The sequence below is a fragment of the Kitasatospora sp. NPDC056800 genome (genome assembly GCF_042789775.1).
In the GTDB taxonomy this organism is placed as follows: domain Bacteria; phylum Actinomycetota; class Actinomycetes; order Streptomycetales; family Streptomycetaceae; genus Kitasatospora.
In genome coordinates, this window is record NZ_JBHUAL010000016.1 from 53,139 (window position 1) to 73,128 (window position 19,990).

A 19,990-nucleotide genomic window follows, 5' to 3' on the forward strand; every position below is an offset into this window, starting at 1 on the left:
GCATTCTCCCGGTGGATCGACAGGCGCTGCGGCATCAAGTCATCAGCTGTTGACATGGTATCCCGGCGCGATTAGCTTCGACCGAGTCATCAATCGATGACTTGGCGGCACGCGTATGCGCACGCCTTCCCACAGGTCGGTTCCCGCCGCACCGGCGTTCCCCGCCGCGAGTTCTCCCGTGTTCACCGTTCCGTGGAGGTCCCAGCGTGAAAACGATTGTTGTCTCGGGTGGTACGGACGGCATCGGCAAGGCCGTTGCCCTGACGCACCTGGGGCGCGGCGACGAGGTCGTCGTCCTCGGCCGCAACGCCGAGAAGGGCGCCGAGGTTCTCGCGGAGGCCGAGCGCATCGGCGCCAGGGGCCGCGCACACTTCATCGCCGCCGACCTCAGCCTGGTCAGCGAGACCCGCAGGGCCGTCGGTGAGATCCGGGACCGGTTCGCCGGGATCGACGGACTGGTCCTGTGCGCCCAGCACTTCCGATCCACGCGCCTGGTCACGACCGAGGGCTTCGAGCACACCTTCGCGCTGTACTACCTCAGCCGCTTCGTCCTCAGCCACGAACTGGCCGACCTGCTGGCCGCCGCACCGTCACCCGTCGTGGTCAACGTCTGCGGCCCGGGCGTCGACTTCGGCGAGATCCGCTGGGACGACCTGGGCCGTGAGCGCGACTACAGCGGCATCGACGCCCTGATGCAGGGCAGCCGCCTCAACGACCTGCTCGGCGTCGGGTTCGCCCAGCGGCGGCCGGCCGGTCCGGTGCGGTACGTGCTGCTGAACCCGGGCAGCGTCCGCACCGGCTTCTCGGGCGAGTACGACCCGGTCATGGCCGAGCAGATAGAGGCCGCGCGGCGGAACGCCAGGCCGGTGGAGGAGGGGATCGTGCCGGTCCTGGCGGCGCTCGACGCGCCGCCCGCCGAGACCCTCTCCGCCTCCATGACGGGCGCGCCGCTGGAGCTCACCGGCCCCGCCTTCGACCCCGAGGCGGCGCGGCGCCTCCACGAGCTGACCACCGCGCTGCTCGCCGACGCGGCCTCCTGAACCGGGACCGGGAGGACCCCGGCCGCGACGCCCGCCTCCCGGCGGCCCCTCAGGGCCGGCCGAGCGCCTGGCGGTACCAGGGGGCGGCCTCGGGGAGGCGGGCCAGGGGGCCGGGGCCGGGCGGGCAGGCGGCGAGGTGCCAGATCCGGTCGCTGCGGTACCAGTGGTCGCGGGCGATCAGGCCGAACTGCCGCTCGGAGACCCGGCCGGGCGCGGCGGCCAGCAGTCGGCGGCACTCCTCCCAGGGGGTGTCCGGGCCGTCCGGGGCGGGCAGCAGGCCGAGGGCGGCCAGGGCCGTGAGCAGGTCGCCGCCGCGGACCGGGGCGGGGTGCGAGGCGTGGTGGACGCCCGTCGGGGCGGCCTGCCCGTCCAGGGCGAGCGCGGTGATCAGCCGGGCCAGGTCGGCGCGGTCGACCATCGAGAGCCGGGTGCGGCCGCCCTCCCAGCGGACCGGCACCCGGCGGACCAGCTCCGCCAGCGCGGGCACCACCCAGCGGTCCCCGGTGCCGGTCACCAGTCCGGGGCGCAGCACGCACCCGCCGGCCGCCAGCGCGTGGCGCTCGCCGAGCAGCCGGGTGCGGCTGGCCTCGGACACCGGGGCGGGCGGCACCTCGTCCACCTCGATGCCCTGGTGCGGGCCCTCGCCGTAGACCGCGGCCGTGGAGAGGTGGACGATCCGCCGCACCCCGGCGCGGGTGGCGGCCGCCATCAGGGCGGCGGTGCCCCGGTCGTTGACCGCCTCGCACTCCTCGGCTCCGCCGTCGACCCGGGAGGCGAGGTGCACCAGTGCCCCGGCGCCCGTACAGAGCTCCGTGAGCGCCGCCGGGTCGGCCAGGTCGCCCGGGACCCAGACGGGGCCCGGTACGGCCTCCTGGGGCCGTGTGCGGGCCAGGGCGCGTACCCGGACGCCGCGCGCGGCGAGGGCCGCGAGCACGCCGGAGCCGATGAAGCCGGTCGCCCCGGTCAGCGCGACCGTGGTGGGCGCCGCGGGACCGTGTTCCGTCGCCATCTCCGAGCCTCCCTGCCGAATCCCCGAGCCCTCGGACTCCGAGCCCCCGAGCCTCCCCGCCGACCGGCCGGTCAGTCTAGCCAGGAGGCGCTCCGGTGGGGAGACACCCGTACGGAGGGGGTGGGGGGATGGCCCGGGGTAAGGCCCACCTAGGCTGTATGTCAAGCAAAACGGGCGAACCGGACCCGCGTTTTGGACCACGAGGACGGAAAGCAGGACCCGCCGATGGGCGACGGAATGTCAGGAATGCACCACCACGGCGGGATGACCCAACTAGGCCCGTTCAGCTTGTCCAACGTCTGGACCTGGTCCCCCGACTGGGTGTTCCTGCTCGGCGGACTGGTCCTCCTGGGGCTGTACGCGGCGGGCGTGGTGCGGCTGTACCGGCGCGGCGACCGCTGGCCGATCGGCCGGGCGGTCGGCTGGGCGGCGGGTGTCGCCACCATGCTGCTGGTCACCTGCACCGGGCTGAACGACTACGGCATGGTGCTGTTCAGCGCGCACATGATCCAGCACATGGTGCTCTCCATGCTGACGCCGATCCTGCTGCTGCTGGGCGCCCCGATCACGCTGGCGCTGCGCGCCCTGCGCCCGGCCGGCAAGGGCCGTCCGCGCGGGCCGCGCGAGCTGCTGGTGGCGCTGCTGCACAGCCGGTACATGCGGATCGTCTCGCACGCGGCGTTCACCATCCCGATGTTCATCGCGAGCCTGTACGGGGTCTACTTCACCCCGCTGTTCGACTTCCTGATGCAGTACCGCCTCGGGCACATCTTCATGATGGTGCACTTCCTGCTCACCGGTCTGGCCTTCTTCTGGCCGATCATGGGCGTGGACCCGGGCCCGCACCGCCCGGGCCACGTGATGCGGATCATCGAGCTGTTCATGGGGATGCCGTTCCACGCCTTCTTCGGCGTGGCGGTGATGATGGCGGGCCACCCGCTGGTCACCACCTTCACCGTGGAGGGCGCACCACCGGGGACCAACCTGCTGGAGGACCAGAAGCTGGCCGGCGGCATCACCTGGGCGTTCGGCGAGATCCCGACCGCGATCGTGCTGATCGCGCTGGTCTACCAGTGGATGGGCTCCGAACAGCGGCAGGCCCGCCGCCGCGACCGCTCCGAGGAGCGCACCGGCGACGCCGAGCTGGAGGCGTACAACGCCTACCTGGCCTCGCTGCACAAGCGCGACCGGCGCCCCGGCTCGGCTCCAGCCGCCCCGGTGGCGGGCGCCACCCCGGCGGCCGAGGCCGGCTGAGGCCACCCCACCACTCACCGCGGAACGACCGTTCCCGGGAACCCCCGTTCCGCCTCCGGAACGGGGGTTCCGCCGTTCCGGGACCGCCCCGGAACGGTCGTTCCGCCGCAGGCGTTCGAACGTATATGCACGTCCTGCTGTTCGTCGCCGTCCTGCTCTGCGGGTCCGTCCCGCTCTGGCTGCTCGGCTTCCTCGGCCTGGCGCTGTACCACCGCCGCCGGCCCGTGCCGGCCGGCTCCGACTACCTGGTGGTCCTGGGCGCCGCGCTGGAGGGCTGCGAGCCCGGGCCCCCGCTGGCGGCCCGGCTGGACGCCGCGCTGGCACGTTTCGCCGCCGAGGAGGCCGCCGGGTACGCCCCGCTGGTCGTGGTGACCGGCGGGAAGGGCCCGCACGAGGACTGCACCGAGGCCGCCGCGATGGCCCGCTACCTGGTCGCCCGGGGCGTCCCGGCCGAGCGGATCCGGCGCGAGGAGCGGGCCGTGAACACCGCCGAGAACCTGCGTTTCAGCGCCGCCCTGATGGCCGCCGAGCGCCCCGGCTACCGCTGCACGGTGGTCACCAACGGCTTCCACACCGTCCGCTCCGCCCTCGCCGCCCGCCGGGCCGGCGCCCCCGCCGCCGTGCTCGGCGCGGACGGCCCGCTGGCGCACGGCCCGTACCTCCTGCTGCGCGAGGCCGTCGGCACCGCCCTCGCCCTGTGGCGCCCGCACGGGGCCGCCCTGCTCCTGGTGGTGGCGGCGGCCGGGGCCGGGGCGCTGCTCGGACTGTCCTGAGGACGGTCCCGGGGCAGCGCGGTCCCGGGGCAGAGCGGTCCCGGGGCACAGCGGTCCCGATGCCGGGCTCTGGATCGTGTCGTACCCCTCCGCCAGGATGGAGGCGGAGCCGAGTGCGGAGGGGGCACGAGCGTGTCCAAGTGGAGCGCGTTGCAGCGGGCCTGCGTCCTGGTGGCCCTGGCGGCCGCCCTGGTCGCGGCGGTGGTGGGCGGGCTGGCCGCCTGGCAGTGGGTGTTCGACGACCCGGGGTGGCTGTCCTGGCACGGGTGGGTGTTCGGGGCCGCCCTGCTGGCGGGCGCGGCGGCCTCTGGACCGTTCCTGCGGTACGAGGTCTCCCCCGGCGCGGTCGTGGGCATCGGCCTGTTCCTGCTCGTGCCGCCGCTGGTCGGCGTCCTGATGGCGGCGTCCGCCACGGACGACATCCGGAGCTGGATGCGCACCGACAAGGCGGTGACGGCCACCCTGAGCGGCTGCCACGTCTCCGGTTCGGAGACCCTGGAGAGCGACCGCGGCCCGATCGGCTCGATCGACGTCTACAGCTGCACCTACCGCTGGACGGCGGCCGGGCAGGACTGGGAGCAGGTCCGCCGCTCCCGCGACGGCGACCACCCGGACGGCCATCGGGAGCAGGTGTGGGCGGACGGTTCGACCGGCGAGGTGGCCGAGCACCGGCCGGTCAGGATCGGCATGGGCATCCTGGTCGCGCTCGCCTGTCTGGTCGGCACCGTGCTGGTGTGGGGCGGCCAGGCGCTCCTGCTGCACGAGACCGGCCTGCTCGGCCGCCGGCGGCCGGCCGGCGCCTGAGCACGGAGGAGGCCCCCGGGCTGGTCCGTACGGACCGACCGGGGGCCTCCGGTGCCTCAACTCGCCTGGATTCAGCCGAGGTTGGCGAGCGCCTCGTTGAAGGTCTTCGACGGGCGCATCACGGCGGCGGCCTTGGCCGGGTCCGGCTGGTAGTAGCCGCCGAGGTCGACCGGCGAGCCCTGGACGGCGATCAGCTCGTCCACGATGGCCGACTCCTGCTCGGTCAGCGTCGCGGCCAGGCCGGCGAAGGCCTGGGCCAGCTCGGCGTCGTCGGTCTGCTTGGCCAGCTCCTGGGCCCAGTAGGTGGCCAGGTAGAAGTGGCTGCCGCGGTTGTCGATGCCACCGAGGCGGCGGCTCGGCGACTTGTCCTCGTTGAGGAAGGTGCCGGTGGCGCGGTCCAGGGTGTCGGCCAGCACCTGGGCGCGGGCGTTGTCCGTGGTGGTGGCCAGGTGCTCGAAGCTGGCGGCCAGCGCGAAGAACTCGCCCAGGCTGTCCCAGCGCAGGTAGTTCTCCTTGACCAGCTGCTGGACGTGCTTCGGGGCGGAGCCGCCGGCGCCGGTCTCGAACAGGCCGCCGCCCGCCATCAGCGGGACGACCGACAGCATCTTGGCGCTGGTGCCCAGCTCCAGGATCGGGAACAGGTCGGTCAGGTAGTCACGCAGCACGTTGCCGGTCACCGAGATGGTGTCCTCGCCGCGGCGGATGCGCTCCAGCGAGAACGTGGTGGCGTCGACCGGGGACTTGATCTCGATCTGCAGGCCGGTGGTGTCGTGCTCCGGCAGGTACTTCTTGACCTTCTCGATCAGCACCGCGTCGTGGGCGCGGTTCTCGTCCAGCCAGAACACCGCCGGGACGCCGGTGGCGCGGGCGCGGGTGACGGCCAGCTTGACCCAGTCCTGGATCGGCAGGTCCTTGGTCTGGCAGGCGCGGAAGATGTCGCCCGGCTGGACGGCCTGCTCCAGCACCACGTTGCCCTCGGCGTCGACCAGGCGGACGGTGCCCGCGGCGGCGATCTCGAAGGTCTTGTCGTGCGAGCCGTACTCCTCGGCCTTCTGGGCCATCAGGCCGACGTTCGGCACCGAGCCGATGGTCGCCGGGTCCAGGGCGCCGTGGGCGCGGCAGTCGTCGATGACGGCCTGGTACACGCCGGAGTAGCTGCTGTCCGGCAGCACGGCGAGGGTGTCGGCCTCCTTGCCGTCCGGGCCCCACATGTGGCCGGAGGTGCGGATCATGGCCGGCATCGAGGCGTCGACGATGACGTCGCTCGGCACGTGCAGGTTGGTGATGCCCTTGTCGGAGTCGACCATGGCCAGGGCCGGGCCCTCGGCCAGCTCGGCCTCGAAGGAGGCCTTGATCTCGGCGCCCAGGTGCGGCACGTTGTCGAGGCCGGCCAGGATGCCGCCGAGGCCGTTGTTCGGGTTCAGGCCGGCGGCGACGAGCACCTCGCCGTACTTGGCGAAGGTCTTCGGGAAGAAGGCGCGGACCACGTGGCCGAAGATGATCGGGTCGGAGACCTTCATCATGGTGGCCTTGAGGTGCACCGAGAACAGCACGCCCTCGGCCTTGGCCCGGGCGATCTGCGCGGCCAGGAACTCGTTCAGGGCGGCGACGTGCAGCACCGAGGCGTCGACGACCTCGCCCGCCAGCACCGGCACCTTCTCGCGCAGCACGGTGGTGGTGCCGTCCTCGCCGAGCAGCTCGATGCGCAGCGCACCGTCACCGGCGATCACGGCGGACTTCTCGGTCGACCGGAAGTCGTTCTCACCCATGGTGGCGACGTTGGTCTTGGAGTCGGCCGTCCAGGCACCCATGCGGTGCGGGTGGGTCTTGGCGTAGTTCTTGACCGACTGCGGGGCGCGGCGGTCCGAGTTGCCCTCGCGCAGGACCGGGTTGACGGCGCTGCCCTTGACCTTGTCGTACCGGGCGCGGACGTCCTTGTCCTCGTCGGTCTGCGGGTCGTCCGGGTAGTCCGGCAGGGCGTAGCCCTGGGCCTGGAGCTCGGCGACGGCGGCCTTGAGCTGCGGCACCGAGGCCGAGATGTTCGGCAGCTTGATGATGTTGGCATCCGGGGTCTTGGCCAGCTCACCCAGCTCGGCCAGCGCGTCGCCGATCCGCTGCGCCTCGGTCAGACGCTCCGGGAAGCTCGCGATGATCCGCCCGGCCAGGGAGATGTCGCGGGTCTCCACGCGCACACCCGCGGTCGAGGCGTACGCCTGCACCACGGGCAGGAACGAGTAGGTCGCCAGGGCCGGAGCCTCGTCGGTGTGCGTATAGATGATGGTCGAGTCAGTCATCGGTACTCCGCTTCACGTCTCCAACGTCTTGACGTCAAGATATCTCGTCACGGGCCTCCGACTCCACCTCCCCCCGTTTCCGGGCGCGCACCGGCCCGGCCGGCGGGCGCCCCGGCCCTCCCGGAGGGGCGTTCCGACGGGCGGCGTGGAGGACGGAACGGAGGTCGTGACGGGGGACGGGTTCCACGGTCGTCCGGGTCGGGGCGCTCGGCAAGCGGAGCGCCCGACCAGTGGTTTGGTCCACTCGGGTGAGCCGAACGTCAGGAGTGCGTCAACGCACGACCGCATTCGGTCAACGGCGCGTCAGGACCGGAGCCTCCCGGGCCGGGTCGACCTAGCGTCGAGGCAGTAGTTCCGGCAGGCACCACCACCCCACTCGGGAGCATTCGCATGGCCCGCGCCGTCTGGCACGTTCCGGTCACCGTCTCCGGCACCGGAAGCACCACCGCACTCCGCCTGTTCCGCCTGCGCGACGGCCGCCGCTGTGCGGTCGGATTCTCCAGCCCCGAGGCCCTCGCCGCCCTCCTCGGGCCCGACCAGGCCCGCACCGAGCTCGGCGAGCCCGCCCTCCGCGACCTCACCGCCCCGCTCGGGATCGACACCCTGGTACTGGACCCGCGGCTGGTCGCCCCCTCGGTCGCGGCCCCCTCCGCCGCCACTCCCTCCGCCACGGCCCCGTCCAGGACCGCCCCGCCCGGCCGCGCCCCCGTCGCGGCGCCCTCCGCCCCGGCCCCGACCGTCCAGTTCCAGCACCGGTGACCGCCCCGCTCCGGCTCGTCCCGGACGAGCCGGACCCGGCGGGGCGGGCCCGCCCGGCCCGGGCGCTGCACGCGATCGCCCGGATCAGCCACGGCCCCGTCCCGCTCGACTTCGACCGCCTCGCGGCGGAGTTCCCCGCCGTCCAGAGCGGCCTGGCCCTGGCCGGTGAGGCCGACCTCGAACTGCGCCTCGCCTGCACCGGCCCCGAGGAGTTACGGACGATCTCCACCGCGCTGTACCGCGCGGGCGCCGCCAAGGTGCGCGTCGACCTCGTCCTGCGCGCCCTCACCCCGGCCCCGGTCACCCTGCGCCCGGTGCCCTGACCGACCCCGTACGGGCTTCGCGCCGCGCTCCCCTGCCCGGGAGCGGGGCGCGGGGCCCGTACGGCGCTCACTCCTCCCCGGGCCGCGGGTTCGGGTTGACCGCCTGGCCGTCGATGGGCTCGCCCCAGGCGTCCTCGCCATCCGCGTCGACGCAGTAGCCGCTGCCCTCGACGTGCCCGCCCGCGCCCCGGCACTGGTCGGCGGTGACGTCCCGGCGCCCGGTCGCCGCCGCCGGACCGGCGGCGGCCACGGTCCCGGCCGCGGTGAGCGGGAGGAGCAGGAGGGCGGAGGCGGTCGCGGCGGCCACCCGGGCCGGCAGTGAGCTGTTCATGCGGACCACGACAGCACGCCACCGGACCCCCGGCGACCACAGGACGCCCGCCCGGGTGGCCCCCGCCCTCCGCCGCTCCCGCGCCGGAGCCGCTACTCCCGCGCCAGCGCCGCGATGGCCGCGAGCAGCAGCGCCGAGCCCGCCAGCAGGCCCGCCGTCAGCGGCTCGCCGAGGCAGAGCACGCCGATCACCGCCGCGGTCGCGGGCTCCAGCAGGACCAGCACCGCGGCCGTCGTGCTGGGCACGGTGGTCAGGCCGGTGAAGTACCAGCGGTAGGCGAACAGGGTGGGCACGGTGCCGAGGAAGAGCAGCGCCACCGCGGTCACCAGCGGGTCCCCGTCGACCGGCAGGACGCCCTGGACGCCCTGGACGGCGACGAGCGGAAGCAGGCAGAGCAGCCCGGTGGTGAAGGCGCCGGCGCCGGCCCGGGCCGAGCCGCCGCCCCGGGCCCAGAGGGTGAGGCCGCTCTGGCCGGCGCCCGCGAGGACGGCCAGCGCGACGCCGAGGGCCGGGCGCGGGCCCGCCGCCGGGGCGGCCACCAGCAGGGCGAGGCCGGCCAGGGCCAGGGCGACCGCGGCCGCCGTTCGACGGGTCAGGCGTTCGCCGAGCAGCAGGTGGGCGCCGAGGCTGGTGAACACCGGGCCGGCGCCGATGGTGATCAGGGTGCCCAGCCCGAGGCCCGCGTACCGCACCGAGCCGAAGTAGGCGCACTGGCTGACCGCCAGACCGAGCCCGGTCAGCGCGGCGGCGCGCCACCCGGCAGCGCCCCGCCGACCGCGCGGCCGGCGGCCCGGCAGCAGGGCCAGGCAGAGCGCGGCGACGCCGAAGCGCCAGCAGGAGACGCCCGCCGGGCCGAGCCCGCTGGTGCTCATCAGCAGTGCGGAGACGGCGCCGCCGACGCCCCAGGCGACGGCGGCGGCGGAGATGGACAGGAGGCCGCGCCGGAAGGGCACGGCGGTGTACGAGGTCATGCGTCGGTACTCCACGATGAGTTGCCGGTTCAGGTCCGCTGGGTACGCGGGCGGCAGTCATCGCCCCGGCTGCGGGCAGTCCCGTCGGGCCGGAGGAGGTGGAGTGGGCCGCCCGCTAGCGGGTCGGCGGGGGGAGGATCACGAATCGCACGGGGCCAGCCTACGCGCGGTCCGGCCCCGGCGTTCGTGATCTTTCCTTCGCCCACGGACGGGACGTACGGTCGTCCTGGCCGGGACTCCCGGTGGCACGTCCCCCTCGACGAAGGAGCGGAACACGATGGACCAGCTGACGTACGACGAGGTCGAGGCCGCCGGGAAGCGGATCGCCGGGCGGGTGCGCCCGGTGGCGGTGGCACCGGGGGACGACGGCGGACGGACCTGGCTGGCGCTGGAGTTCCTCCAGCACACCGGCAGCTTCAAGGCGCGCGGCGCGCAGAACTTCCTGCTGGCGCACGCCGAGGCGGGCACCCTCCCGGACGCCGGGGTGACCATCGCCTCGGGCGGCAACGCCGGGCTGGCCTGCGCCTGGGCGGCCCGCGAACTCGGCGTCCGGGCAACGGTGTTCCTGCCCGAGACGGCCTCCCCGGTGAAGCTGGCGCGGCTGCGCTCGTACGGCGCCGAGGTACGGCTGGCGGGCCGGGAGTACGCGGAGGCGCTGGCCGCCTGCGAGGAGTTCGCGGCCGGCAGCGGGGCGCTGTCCTCGCACGCGTACGACCACCCGCTGATCGCCGCCGGCGCCGGGACGGTCCTGTCGGAGATCCGCGCCGGGGTGCCCGGGCTGGACACGGTGGTGGTGTCGGTCGGCGGCGGCGGGCTGTTCGCCGGGGTGGCGGTGGCGGCCCGCGAGCACGGCATCCGGGTGCTCGCCGTGGAGCCGACGGGCAGCCGCGCGCTGAACGCCGCCCTGGCCGCGGGCCGCCCGGTGGACGTCCCGGTGGACTCCGTCGCCCAGGACTCGCTCGGGGCCCGCCGGGCCACCGCCCTCGCCGTGGACGCCGCCGCGCACGAGGGCGTCCGGTCGGTGCTGGTCGACGACGAGGCCATCGTGCGCGCCCGCCGGCAGCTCTGGGAGGACCGCCGGATCGCCGTCGAGTACGCGGCCGCCACGGCGCTCGCCGCCGTCGACCGGGCCGAGGGCGAGCGCGTCGCCGTGCTGCTCTGCGGCGCCAACACCGACCCGTCCGATCTGGTGGACTAGCGCCGCTCCGCTATACGGAGCCCACTATTCCCATCCTCGGGAATTTCCCCTATCATGCGACCCCGCACGGCGCGGCCCGAATTTCGGTCGGATCGATCGGATACGTAATATGCCGGGCACCATAACGCCCCCTACCTGCAAGGATGTCCGGAAAAGAATGTAAACATTCAGTAATGAAATCTGTGCAGAGGGGGCTGAAAAGTCCTAGTGTGTGGCAACTCTCATCGCTCCGCCCACCCCGGAGTCCCCACACACAGAGAGATCGTTCATGGCTTCCCTCAACCAGATCTCGCCGCCCGGCCAGGGCACCGGTTCCGAAACCGGCACCGCCCAGCGGTCGCTGCGCCGCCACGTCGGCCTCGTCGGCCTCATGTGGGCCTCGGTCGGCTCGATCATCGGCTCCGGCTGGCTGTTCGGCGCCAAGGAGGGCGTCGTGGCGGCCGGCCCGGCCGCCGTCGTCTCCTGGGGCATCGGCACGGTGGCGATCGTGCTGCTCGCGCTCGTGCACGCCGAGCTCGGCAGCATGTTCCCGGTCTCGGGCGGTACCGCGCGGTACCCGCACTACGCCTTCGGCGGCCTCGCCGGGATGTCCTTCGGCTGGTTCTCCTGGCTCCAGGCGGCCACCGTCGCGCCGATCGAGGTCGAGGCGATGATCGGCTACGCCCGGCACTGGCCCTGGGCGGGCGGCCTGCTCAACGACAACAACACCCTCACCGCCAGCGGCTTCGCCGTCGCCACCGTGCTCATGGCGGTGTTCGTCGCGGTGAACTTCCTGGGCGTGCGCGTCCTGGCCCGCACCAACAACGTCGCCACCTGGCTGAAGATCTTCGTCCCGCTGTTCACGATCTTCGTGCTCGCCGTGACCAACTTCCACGGCTCCAACTTCACCTCGCACGGCTTCGCCCCGTTCGGCGCCCAGGGCGTGCTCGCGGCGATCAGCACCAGCGGCATCATCTTCGCCCTGCTCGGCTTCGAGCAGGCCATCCAGCTGGCCGGCGAGAGCCGCAACCCCAAGCGCGACATCCCCCGCGCCGTCCTCGGCTCGGTCGCCATCGGCGCCGTGGTCTACACCCTGCTCCAGGTCGTCTTCATCGGCGCGCTGCCGGTCAGCTCCTTCGCCAACGGCTGGGACAAGCTCGACTTCCCCGGCATCGACGGCCCCTTCGCGGGCCTCGCCACCACCGTCGGCCTCGGCTGGCTGGCCTGGGTGCTGTACGCCGACGCCGTGATCTCCCCCGGCGGCAGCGGGCTGATCTACACCACCTCGACCTCGCGCATCTCCTACGGCCTGAGCCGCAACGGCTACGCCCCGCAGCGCTTCGAGGAGCTGGACAAGAACGGCGTGCCGTGGTTCGGCCTGGTCATCGCCTTCGTCACCGGTGTGATCTGCTTCCTGCCCTTCCCGAGCTGGCAGGAGCTGGTCGGCTTCATCACCTCCGCCAGCGTGCTGATGTACGCCGGCGCCCCGCTGGCCTTCGGCGCGATGCGCCGCCGGCTGCCCGACCGCGAGCGCCCCTACCGGCTGCCGGCGGGCGGCGTGATCTCCCCGGCCGCGTTCGTGGTCTCCAGCCTGATCATCTACTGGTCCGGCTGGCACACCCTCTCCCGCCTGGGCGTCGCGATCGTGCTCGGCTACGTCCTGCTCGGGAGCTACGCCGCGTACGCGATCAGGAAGGGCCTGCCGAACGCGCCGCGACTGAGCTGGAAGGCCGCCCAGTGGCTGCCGCCCTACCTGATCGGCCTCGGCCTGATCTCCTGGCTCGGCGGCTTCGGCGACGGCATCGGCCGGATCCCGCTGTGGACCGACATGGCCCTGGTGTCGGTGTTCTCGGTGGCCATCTACTACTGGGCGATCCGGGTGGCGCTGCCGGCCGAGGAGATCGAGCAGGAGGTCGCCGACGTCGAGGTGGTCGACGAGGGCGGCCACTGACCGCCGACGAACGACAGGACGGGCCCGCCGGCCGTGCGACCGGCGGGCCCGTCCGCGTCCGTCAGAGGCTCAGCACCGTCCGCAGCGCCGCGGCGAACTCGGCCTCCGCGTCCCGCGGCGGGCCGGGCGAGCGCCAGGCGACGAAGCCGTCCGGGCGGACCAGCACCGCGCCCAGCGGGCCGATGCCGTGCAGGGCGGCGAAGTCCGCGCCGGGCTCCGGCGCCAGGTCGTCCTCGGCCCCGTCGCCGATCCGGAAGCCGTCCAGCGGGACGGCCAGCCGGTCGGCCGCACGCCGGGCGCCCGCCTGCCAGGCACCGCCCTCGGGGCCGGTGAGCAGCACCATCGCCTGCTCGTACAGGTCCAGCGTGGAGAGCCTCACCCCCGCCCGCAGCAGCCACTGGTGCGGGGCCCGGCTGCCCGGCTCGCCCGCCGACTCGAACTGCTCGGGGACCACCGGGCCGTCCCGGTCCGCACCGACCACCGCGCCCACCGGGTACCGGTAGCCGAGCGCCACCGCCAGCACCCCGGCCTGCCGGCCCGCGCCGGGCACCACCGCGTAGCCCGGGTGGCTGTGCTCGGCGGACCGCGCCGAGGCCCGCTCGCCGGTCACCCGGGCGACCGGGCGGCGCTCCTGCCCGTACGTCTCCAGCAGCCCCGGCCCGGCCCAGCCGCAGAGCACGGCGGAGATCTTCCACGCCAGGTTGTGGGCGTCCTGGATGCCGGTGTTGGAACCGAACGCCCCGGTCGGGGACATCTCGTGGGCGGAGTCCCCGGCGAGCAGGACCCGCCCGGCGCCGTACCGCTCGGCCACCCGCTCGGCGGCGTGCCAGGGCGCCCGGCCGGTGACCTCGACGTCCAGTTCCGGCAGGCCGACGGCGGTGCGGATGTGCCGCTCGCAGCGCTCGTCGGTGAAGGCCTCCAGCGGCTCGCCCTGCTCGGGGTGCCAGGGCGCGTGGAAGACCCACTCCTCCTGGTTGTCCACCGGCAGCAGCGCGCCGTCCGCCTCCGGGTTGGTCAGGTAGCAGGCGATGAAGTGCCGGTCGCCGACCACCTCGGCCAGGCGCTTGGCCCGGAAGGTGATGCTGACGTTGTGGAACAGCTCGCCCTTGCCGGACTGGCCGATGCCCAGCCGCTCGCGGACCGGGCTGCGCGGGCCGTCCGCGGCGATCAGGAACTCCGAGCGCACCACCCGCCGCTCGCCGCTCTCCCGGCTGCGCAGCACCGAGGTGACGCCCTCCGCGTCCTGCTCGAAGGAGACCAGTTCGGTGCTGAACCGCAGGTCGCCGCCGAGCTCGCGGGCGGCCCGCCGCAGCACCGGCTCCAGGTCGTTCTGGCTGCACAGGCACCAGGAGCTGGGGCTGAACCGGGCCAGCCGGCCGCCCGGGTCGATCTCCCGGAACAGCCACTCCTGCTCGGCGCCGGTCAGCGACGGCGCCTGGAGGATGCCGTGGTTGGGGGCCAGGATCGAGGCCGCCTCACGGATCGCGGGTTCGATCCCGGCCACCCGGAACAGCTCCATGGTGCGGACGTTGTTGCCGCGACCCCGCGGGTGGTGCGAGGTGTCGGCGTGCTTCTCGACCAGCAGGTGCCCGACCCCGAGCCGCCCGAGGAAGAGCGAGGCCGACAGCCCGACCAGCGAGCCGCCCACGATGAGGACCGGCACCCGGTCGTCAACCTTCGGATTCATCAATTGCTCCACCCTGTCAGGGGATTCCGCGGCCCGGAGACTGGGCTCGGCGCCGCCCTCGGCGGGCCCGCTCGACCGGGGGCCCCGCTCTTCCATCCCCCGCCGGAGGGGGCCCGTGGCGCCCCTTCGCCCGGATGGCCCGCAAATCTCGCGCCGCGCCCGCCGCGCCGCCCACGATCGACCTCAGGCCTGGCGCCGACGCGCCCGGCCGACCCGCCGTCGCACCGCCCTCCCAGGCCGGGGAGCACCCGCCGGGCACGGCCGACACGGCCCGCAGCGTGCGGCCCAGAGCAGAAAGTGGATCATGACAACTCTGTCCGAACCCCAGCCGAAGCAGCACGACGAGGCCGACACCCGGCTGCGGGTCGTGCTGATGCTGGAGATCCAGGACGGCGCCCAGCAGCGCTTCCTCGACGTGTACGAGCAGCTGCGCCACCAGGTGGCCTCGGTCCCCGGACACGTCAGCGACCAGCTGTGCCAGTCGATCAACGACCCGCGCCAGTGGCTGATCACCAGCGAGTGGAAGGACCAGGAGACCTTCCTGGAGTGGGTGGACAGCCCGGCCCACCGGGAGATGGTCAAGCCGATGCACGGCTGCGTCAGCGACAACTTCCGCTCGCTGCGCTACGCCGTGCTGCGCGAGACCTCCGCGGCCGGCTCGACCGGCACCCGGGCCCCGATGGAGGTGCCGCCCGGGCTGCCGCGCACCACTCCCGCCGGGCACGTCGGCCCGCCCAGGGTCGACCCCGGCCCGGACGGGGTGGTGCGCCACGCGCTGACCTTCACCGTCAAGCCCGGCAGCGAGCCCGAGGTGGCCTGCATCCTCTCCGGCTACGCCTCCCCCCGGGCCGAGGTGGACGAGCACACCCGGCTGCGCCGCACCTCGCTGTTCATGCTCGGCAACCGGGTGGTCCGCGCCGTCGAGGTGATCGGCAACCTCGGCGACGCGCTGCGCCACGTGGCGATGCAGCCCGAGGTGCGGGCCGTCGAGGAGGCGCTCAACCCGCACCTGGAGGAGAGCCGCCAACTGGGCGACCCGCAGGCCGCCCGGGCGTTCTTCGCCAGGGCCGCGCTGCCCGCCCGGCACCAGGCGATCGCCAGCTCCCCCGCCTCCGCCCGGCTGCACCGGCACGCCGTGCTCTACCCGGTGCGCCCGGGCCGCGGGCAGGAGGTGGCCGAGCTGCTGGCCGAGCACGACAACCTCGCCACCGCCGACCCGACCGGGCCGGTCGCGGCGGCCACCGTCTTCCACCGCGAGGACGTGGTGGTGCGCCTGGTCGACCTGCGGGTGCCGGCCGAGGCCGACCCGGCGGCCGCCCTCGGCGTGGCCGACGACCGGCAGGCCGCCGTGCTCGCCGGGCTGCTCGACCTCGGCCCGCAGGGCGACCTGCGCACCGCCGCCGGGCTCGGCGCCTTCCTCGCGGCCCGCGCCATGAACCCGGTCACCGACCGCAGTTCCGCCGACCCGATCAACAATTGACGTTCCGTCATCTCACGGGAGATCTCCATGACCACGCAGTCCCCACGGATCGTCAGCGTCCACGAGGCACCGGAGAACCGCCGCCACGGCGCCGAGCTGCGCACCATGCTCACCCCGACCAGCTGCGGCGCGACCAGCGGCTTCATGGGCCTGGCGATCGTCCGGCCCGGCGAGCGGATCGGCGAGCACTACCACCCGTACTCCGAGGAGTTCGTGTTCGTCGTCTGCGGCGACCTGGAGGTGGACCTGGACGGGAAGCCCCATCCGCTCAAGCCGGACCAGGGCCTGATGATCCCGATCAACATGCGCCACCGCTTCCGCAACGTCGGCGACACCGAGGCCCGGATGGTCTTCCACCTCGGCCCGCTCGCCCCGCGCCCCGACCTCGGCCACGTGAGCACCGAGGGGACCGCGGCCTCCGGCCCGCCGGAACACGCCAAGGTGGTCTCGTGACCCGGCGCGTCGCCGTCACCGGGATCGGCGTGGTCGCCCCCGGCGGGGTCGGCGTCCCGGCGTTCTGGGAGCTGCTGACCTCCGGCCGCACCGCGACCCGGGGCATCACGCTGTTCGACCCCACCGGGTTCCGCTCCCGGATCGCCGCCGAGGTGGACTTCGACCCGGCGGCCCACGGGCTGGGCCCGGAGGACGTCCAACGGGCCGACCGCTACGTGCAGTTCGCGATGGTCGCGGCCGACGAGGCGATCGCCGACGCCGGCCTGGACCTGGCCGCCGAGGACCCGTGGCGGATCTCCGTCTCGCTCGGCACCGCCGTCGGCGGCACCACCCGGCTGGAGCACGACTACGCCCTGGTGAGCGCGGCCGGCGCCCGCTGGGACGTGGACCACCGGCAGGCCGAGCCGCAGCTGCACCGGGCCTTCGCGCCCAGCACGCTGGCCTCCGCGGTGGCCGAGCGGACCGGCGCGCACGGCCCCGTGCAGACCGTCTCCACCGGCTGCACCTCCGGCCTGGACGCGATCGGCTACGGCTTCCAGGCGGTCGAGGAGGGACGCGCCGACATCTGCCTCGCCGGCGCCTCCGACTCCCCGATCTCGCCGATCACCGTCGCCTGCTTCGACGCCATCAAGGCCACCAGCGAGCGCAACGACGACCCGCGGCACGCCTCCCGCCCCTTCGACGCCGACCGGGACGGCTTCGTGCTCGGCGAGGGCGGCGCCGTCCTGGTCCTGGAGGAGCTGGAGCACGCCCGCCGCCGCGGCGCCCGGGTCTACGGCGAGATCGGCGGCTTCGCCACCTTCGGCAACGCCTACCACATGACCGGCCTCACCAAGGAGGGGCTGGAGATGTCCCGGGCGATCGACCACGCGCTCGCCCACGCCCGGGTGGACCGCACCGAGGTGGACTACGTCAACGCGCACGGCTCGGGCACCAAGCAGAACGACCGGCACGAGACCGCCGCGGTCAAGCGCTCGCTGGGCGCGCACGCCTTCAGGACCCCGATGAGCTCGATCAAGTCGATGGTCGGGCACTCGCTCGGCGCGATCGGCGCCATCGAGGTCGTCGCCTGCACCCTGGCGCTCGCCCACGGGGTCGTGCCGCCGACCGCCAACTACGAGACTCCGGACCCGGAGTGCGACCTCGACTACGTGCCGCGCACCGCGCGCGAGCTGCCGCTGAGCCGCATCCTCTCGGTCGGCAGCGGATTCGGCGGATTCCAGTCCGCCGTCGTGCTCAACAGAACGGGGTGAGTTCCATGACGTCACGTCAGCAGGGCCGCCGGGCGGTGATCACCGGGCTCGGCGTGGTGGCTCCGAACGGGGTCGGGGCCGACGCCTTCTGGAAGGCCACCAGGCAGGGCGTGAGCGTCCTCGACCGGATATCCCGCGAGGGCTGCACCGGGCTTCCGCTCCGGATCGCGGGCCAGGTGAACGGCTTCGATCCGCAGTCGGCGATCGACAACCGCTTCCTGGTGCAGACCGACCGCTTCACGCACTACGCGATGGCCGCCGCCGACCTGGCGGTGGCGGACGCCGGGTTCCGGCCCGACCCGGAACAGCCCTTCGCGGTCGGCGTGGTGACCGCGGCCGGCTCCGGCGGCGGCGAGTTCGGCCAGCGCGAGCTCCAGCAGCTCTGGGGCCAGGGGCCCCGGTTCGTCGGCCCGTACCAGTCCATCGCCTGGTTCTACGCGGCCAGCACCGGCCAGATCTCGATCCGCGGCGGCTACAAGGGCCCGTGCGGGGTGGTCGCCAGCGACGAGGCCGGCGGCCTGGACGCCCTCGCGCACGCCGCCCGCACGATCGAGCGCGGCACCGACGCGGTGGTGGTCGGCGCCGCCGAGGCCCCGCTGGCGCCGTACTCGATGGTCTGCCAGCTCGGCTACCCCGAGGTCAGCCTGGCCGGGCGGGCCGAGCGGGCGTACCTGCCGTTCACCGCGCTGGCCTGCGGCTTCTCCCCCGCCGAGGGCGGCGCGATGCTGCTGCTGGAGGACGAGCAGGCGGCCCTCCTGCGCGGCGCCCGCATCCGGGCCCGACTGGTCGGCCACGGCGCCACCTTCACCGGGGCCTCCCGCTGGGCGGAGTCCCGGGAGGGGCTGGCGGCCGCGATCCGGATCGCGCTGGACGAGGCCCGTATCGCGCCCGAGGAGATCGACGTGGTCTTCGCGGACGCCCTGGGGGTGCCGGAGGCCGACCGGGCCGAGGCCCTGGCGCTCGCCGACGCGCTCGGCCCGGCCGCCGAACACGTCCCGGTCACCGCGCCCAAGACCGGTACGGGGCGCGCCTACTGCGGCGCCCCGATGCTCGACGTGACCGCCGCCGTGCTGGCCATGGAGGACGGCGTGCTGCCGCCCACCCCCAACGTCACCGAGGTCTGCCACGACCTCGCCCTGGTGACCGGCCGCGCCCGCCCGGCCGAACTGAACACCGCCCTGGTGGTCAGCCGCGGGCTGATGGGCTCCAACTCCGCGCTGGTGGTCCGGCGCTGGCGGCCCTGAACCGCCGCCCGGACCACCGCCCCGCACCACCCCGTCACACCTCCGAAAGGGACACCCGTGAGCAACACCCTCAGCTATCCGGAACTCGCCGTCCTGCTCCAGTCCCGGGCCGGCGTCACCGTCGACCCGGGCGACCTGGCGCGGCCGGGCGCGGAGTTCGACACGTTCGGCATCGACTCGCTCGGCCTGCTCGGCGTGGTCGGCGAGCTGGAGAACCGGCACGGCCTCAAGGTCACCTCGGGCGCCGAGTCGGCCAAGACCCCGGCCGAGTTCCTGGAACTGGTCAACTCCTCCCTCGCCACGAAGGCTGGTGCCTGAGATGCCCGGACACACCGACAACGAGATCGTCATCGCCGCCCCGCTCGACCTGGTCTGGGAGATGACCAACGACCTGGAGAACTGGCCGCAGCTGTTCAGCGAGTACGCCTCGGTGGAGGTGCTGGACCGGCAGGGCGAGCTCGTCCGGTTCCGGCTCACCATGCACCCCGACGAGAACGGCCAGGTGTGGAGCTGGGTCTCCGAGCGGGAGACCGACCGGGACGCGCTCGCGGTGCGCGCCCGCCGGGTCGAGCCCGGCCCGTTCGAGTTCATGGAGATCCGCTGGGAGTACGCGGAGGCGCCGGCCGGCACCAGGATGCGCTGGATCCAGGACTTCGCCATGAAGCCGACCGCCCCGGTCGACGACGAGGGCATGACCGGCCACATCAACCGCAACTCGAAGATCCAGATGCAGCTGATCCGGGAGAAGGTCGAGAAGCGGGCGGCGGAGCTGTGACCGGCCTGCACCGGGCGCTGATCGTCGCCCGGATGAAGCCCGAGGCCGCGCCGGACATCGCCGAGGTGTTCGCCGAGTCCGACCAGGGCGAACTGCCGCACCTGATCGGCGTCACCGGCCGCAGCCTCTTCCAGTTCGGCGACGTCTACCTCCACCTGATCGAGGCCGACCGCCCGCCGGGCCCCGCCGTCGCCAAGGTCGTCGGGCACCCGGAGTTCCGGACCGTCAGCGACCGCCTGACCGCCTACGTGCAGGCGTACGACCCGGCCACCTGGCGGGAGCCGAAGGACGCCATGGCACGGGAGTTCTACCGCTGGGACCGCTGACCCGGCGGCTCCCCGACGGGGCCGCTGCCCCCGCGGCTCCCCGACGGGCCCGCTGATCCAGCCCCCGATGGGCCCGCCCCCGGCCG

Annotated in this window: 20 protein-coding genes; 15 read left to right on the plus strand and 5 right to left on the minus strand. The window is 74.0% G+C overall.

The genetic code is table 11. The features are described from left to right. The first annotated feature begins 206 nt into the window (after positions 1-206). Complete coding sequence (locus ACFRQN_RS05890; RefSeq protein WP_380738543.1) at positions 207-1,040, plus strand: SDR family NAD(P)-dependent oxidoreductase; 834 nt, start codon at positions 207-209, stop codon at positions 1,038-1,040. A gap of 49 nt (positions 1,041-1,089) precedes the next feature. Here ACFRQN_RS05890 and ACFRQN_RS05895 read toward each other — a convergent pair whose 3' ends face one another. Further along, positions 1,090-2,049 carry an NAD-dependent epimerase/dehydratase family protein gene (locus tag ACFRQN_RS05895; RefSeq protein WP_380738545.1) on the minus strand — a complete coding sequence of 320 codons (960 nt, stop codon included), beginning with the start codon at positions 2,047-2,049 and terminating at the stop codon, positions 1,090-1,092. A 246-nt stretch (positions 2,050-2,295) separates the two neighbouring features. Between ACFRQN_RS05895 and ACFRQN_RS05900 the strand changes: the two genes are divergently transcribed. The 3 genes from ACFRQN_RS05900 (at position 2,296) to ACFRQN_RS05910 (ending at position 4,880) form a co-directional block, all read left to right on the plus strand. After that, positions 2,296-3,303, plus strand: a complete 1,008-nt coding sequence (locus ACFRQN_RS05900; protein WP_380738559.1) for a cytochrome c oxidase assembly protein — start codon at positions 2,296-2,298, stop codon at positions 3,301-3,303. Positions 3,304-3,428: 125 nt separating this feature from the next. Then, entirely contained in the window at positions 3,429-4,076 is a 648-nt protein-coding gene (locus ACFRQN_RS05905) for a YdcF family protein (RefSeq protein ID WP_380738547.1), read from the plus strand. A gap of 132 nt (positions 4,077-4,208) precedes the next feature. Next, a complete protein-coding gene (locus ACFRQN_RS05910; protein ID WP_380738549.1) occupies positions 4,209-4,880 on the plus strand; it encodes a hypothetical protein in 672 nt (223 codons plus the stop codon). Between the two features lie 71 nt (positions 4,881-4,951). Here the strand turns inward: ACFRQN_RS05910 and ACFRQN_RS05915 are convergent, their stop codons facing one another. Further along, positions 4,952-7,174, minus strand: a complete 2,223-nt coding sequence (locus tag ACFRQN_RS05915) for an NADP-dependent isocitrate dehydrogenase (protein WP_049657424.1) — start codon at positions 7,172-7,174, stop codon at positions 4,952-4,954. Between the two features lie 390 nt (positions 7,175-7,564). On the opposite strand from ACFRQN_RS05915, the gene ACFRQN_RS05920 reads away from it, so the two are divergent. Both ACFRQN_RS05920 and ACFRQN_RS05925 read left to right on the plus strand, forming a co-directional pair. Further along, positions 7,565-7,933: an SAV_915 family protein gene (locus ACFRQN_RS05920; RefSeq protein ID WP_117492267.1), complete on the plus strand. Its 369-nt coding sequence runs from the start codon at positions 7,565-7,567 to the stop codon at positions 7,931-7,933. Continuing rightward, the gene (locus ACFRQN_RS05925; protein ID WP_049657428.1) at positions 7,930-8,256 is read left to right on the plus strand and encodes a hypothetical protein; all 327 of its coding nucleotides are present in this window, start codon (positions 7,930-7,932) and stop codon (positions 8,254-8,256) included. Before ACFRQN_RS05920 ends, ACFRQN_RS05925 begins: the two co-directional genes overlap by 4 nt. A 67-nt stretch (positions 8,257-8,323) precedes the next feature. Here ACFRQN_RS05925 and ACFRQN_RS05930 read toward each other — a convergent pair whose 3' ends face one another. Continuing rightward, positions 8,324-8,587 carry a hypothetical protein gene (locus ACFRQN_RS05930; RefSeq protein ID WP_143204646.1) on the minus strand — a complete coding sequence of 88 codons (264 nt, stop codon included), beginning with the start codon at positions 8,585-8,587 and terminating at the stop codon, positions 8,324-8,326. Positions 8,588-8,679: 92 nt separating this feature from the next. Continuing rightward, positions 8,680-9,558, minus strand: coding sequence for an EamA family transporter (locus tag ACFRQN_RS05935; protein WP_380738551.1), 879 nt, complete (start codon positions 9,556-9,558; stop codon positions 8,680-8,682). Positions 9,559-9,835: 277 nt separating this feature from the next. Here ACFRQN_RS05935 and ACFRQN_RS05940 point away from each other — a divergent pair, with 277 nt between their 5' ends. Continuing rightward, positions 9,836-10,756, plus strand: coding sequence for a serine/threonine dehydratase (locus tag ACFRQN_RS05940; RefSeq protein WP_049658053.1), 921 nt, complete (start codon positions 9,836-9,838; stop codon positions 10,754-10,756). Between the two features lie 268 nt (positions 10,757-11,024). Then, positions 11,025-12,686 (plus strand): APC family permease, encoded by a 1,662-nt coding sequence (locus ACFRQN_RS05945; protein WP_380738553.1) that lies wholly within the window; start codon positions 11,025-11,027, stop codon positions 12,684-12,686. Positions 12,687-12,747: 61 nt separating this feature from the next. On the opposite strand, the gene ACFRQN_RS05950 is transcribed toward ACFRQN_RS05945, so the two are convergent. Then, positions 12,748-14,469: an FAD-dependent oxidoreductase gene (locus tag ACFRQN_RS05950; protein WP_375877731.1), complete on the minus strand. Its 1,722-nt coding sequence runs from the start codon at positions 14,467-14,469 to the stop codon at positions 12,748-12,750. A 208-nt stretch (positions 14,470-14,677) separates the two neighbouring features. Between ACFRQN_RS05950 and ACFRQN_RS05955 the strand changes: the two genes are divergently transcribed. From ACFRQN_RS05955 to ACFRQN_RS05985, 7 genes are read left to right on the plus strand one after another with little or no spacing between them, the layout of a single operon-like run. Further along, a complete protein-coding gene (locus ACFRQN_RS05955) occupies positions 14,678-15,853 on the plus strand; it encodes a SchA/CurD-like domain-containing protein (protein ID WP_380738555.1) in 1,176 nt (391 codons plus the stop codon). Positions 15,854-15,880: 27 nt separating this feature from the next. Then, positions 15,881-16,306, plus strand: a complete 426-nt coding sequence (locus tag ACFRQN_RS05960) for a cupin domain-containing protein (RefSeq protein ID WP_074004532.1) — start codon at positions 15,881-15,883, stop codon at positions 16,304-16,306. Then, positions 16,303-17,559: a beta-ketoacyl synthase gene (locus ACFRQN_RS05965; RefSeq protein ID WP_049659039.1), complete on the plus strand. Its 1,257-nt coding sequence runs from the start codon at positions 16,303-16,305 to the stop codon at positions 17,557-17,559. Before ACFRQN_RS05960 ends, ACFRQN_RS05965 begins: the two co-directional genes overlap by 4 nt. 5 nt (positions 17,560-17,564) lie before the next feature. Then, positions 17,565-18,803, plus strand: a complete 1,239-nt coding sequence (locus ACFRQN_RS05970) for a beta-ketoacyl synthase N-terminal-like domain-containing protein (RefSeq protein WP_380738557.1) — start codon at positions 17,565-17,567, stop codon at positions 18,801-18,803. A 57-nt stretch (positions 18,804-18,860) separates the two neighbouring features. Beyond that, on the plus strand, positions 18,861-19,121 hold the full coding sequence (locus ACFRQN_RS05975) for a phosphopantetheine-binding protein (protein WP_049659037.1): 261 nt from the start codon (positions 18,861-18,863) through the stop codon (positions 19,119-19,121). 1 nt (position 19,122) lies between these two features. Further along, the gene (locus ACFRQN_RS05980) at positions 19,123-19,578 is read left to right on the plus strand and encodes an SRPBCC family protein (protein WP_049659036.1); all 456 of its coding nucleotides are present in this window, start codon (positions 19,123-19,125) and stop codon (positions 19,576-19,578) included. A gap of 5 nt (positions 19,579-19,583) precedes the next feature. Further along, a complete protein-coding gene (locus ACFRQN_RS05985) occupies positions 19,584-19,904 on the plus strand; it encodes a TcmI family type II polyketide cyclase (protein WP_049659041.1) in 321 nt (106 codons plus the stop codon). Positions 19,905-19,990 lie beyond the last annotated feature (86 nt).

Coding starts and splice junctions, on each gene's coding strand:
- ACFRQN_RS05895 (WP_380738545.1), bottom strand. CDS start 2,049: ATGGCGACGGAACACGGTCCCGCGGCGCCCACCACGGTCGCGCTGACC.
- ACFRQN_RS05900 (WP_380738559.1), top strand. CDS start 2,296: ATGCACCACCACGGCGGGATGACCCAACTAGGCCCGTTCAGCTTGTCC.
- ACFRQN_RS05905 (WP_380738547.1), top strand. CDS start 3,429: ATGCACGTCCTGCTGTTCGTCGCCGTCCTGCTCTGCGGGTCCGTCCCG.
- ACFRQN_RS05915 (WP_049657424.1), bottom strand. CDS start 7,174: ATGACTGACTCGACCATCATCTATACGCACACCGACGAGGCTCCGGCC.
- ACFRQN_RS05920 (WP_117492267.1), top strand. CDS start 7,565: ATGGCCCGCGCCGTCTGGCACGTTCCGGTCACCGTCTCCGGCACCGGA.
- ACFRQN_RS05930 (WP_143204646.1), bottom strand. CDS start 8,587: ATGAACAGCTCACTGCCGGCCCGGGTGGCCGCCGCGACCGCCTCCGCC.
- ACFRQN_RS05935 (WP_380738551.1), bottom strand. CDS start 9,558: ATGACCTCGTACACCGCCGTGCCCTTCCGGCGCGGCCTCCTGTCCATC.
- ACFRQN_RS05940 (WP_049658053.1), top strand. CDS start 9,836: ATGGACCAGCTGACGTACGACGAGGTCGAGGCCGCCGGGAAGCGGATC.
- ACFRQN_RS05945 (WP_380738553.1), top strand. CDS start 11,025: ATGGCTTCCCTCAACCAGATCTCGCCGCCCGGCCAGGGCACCGGTTCC.
- ACFRQN_RS05950 (WP_375877731.1), bottom strand. CDS start 14,469: ATGGAAGAGCGGGGCCCCCGGTCGAGCGGGCCCGCCGAGGGCGGCGCC.
- ACFRQN_RS05955 (WP_380738555.1), top strand. CDS start 14,678: ATGACAACTCTGTCCGAACCCCAGCCGAAGCAGCACGACGAGGCCGAC.
- ACFRQN_RS05960 (WP_074004532.1), top strand. CDS start 15,881: ATGACCACGCAGTCCCCACGGATCGTCAGCGTCCACGAGGCACCGGAG.
- ACFRQN_RS05970 (WP_380738557.1), top strand. CDS start 17,565: ATGACGTCACGTCAGCAGGGCCGCCGGGCGGTGATCACCGGGCTCGGC.
- ACFRQN_RS05980 (WP_049659036.1), top strand. CDS start 19,123: ATGCCCGGACACACCGACAACGAGATCGTCATCGCCGCCCCGCTCGAC.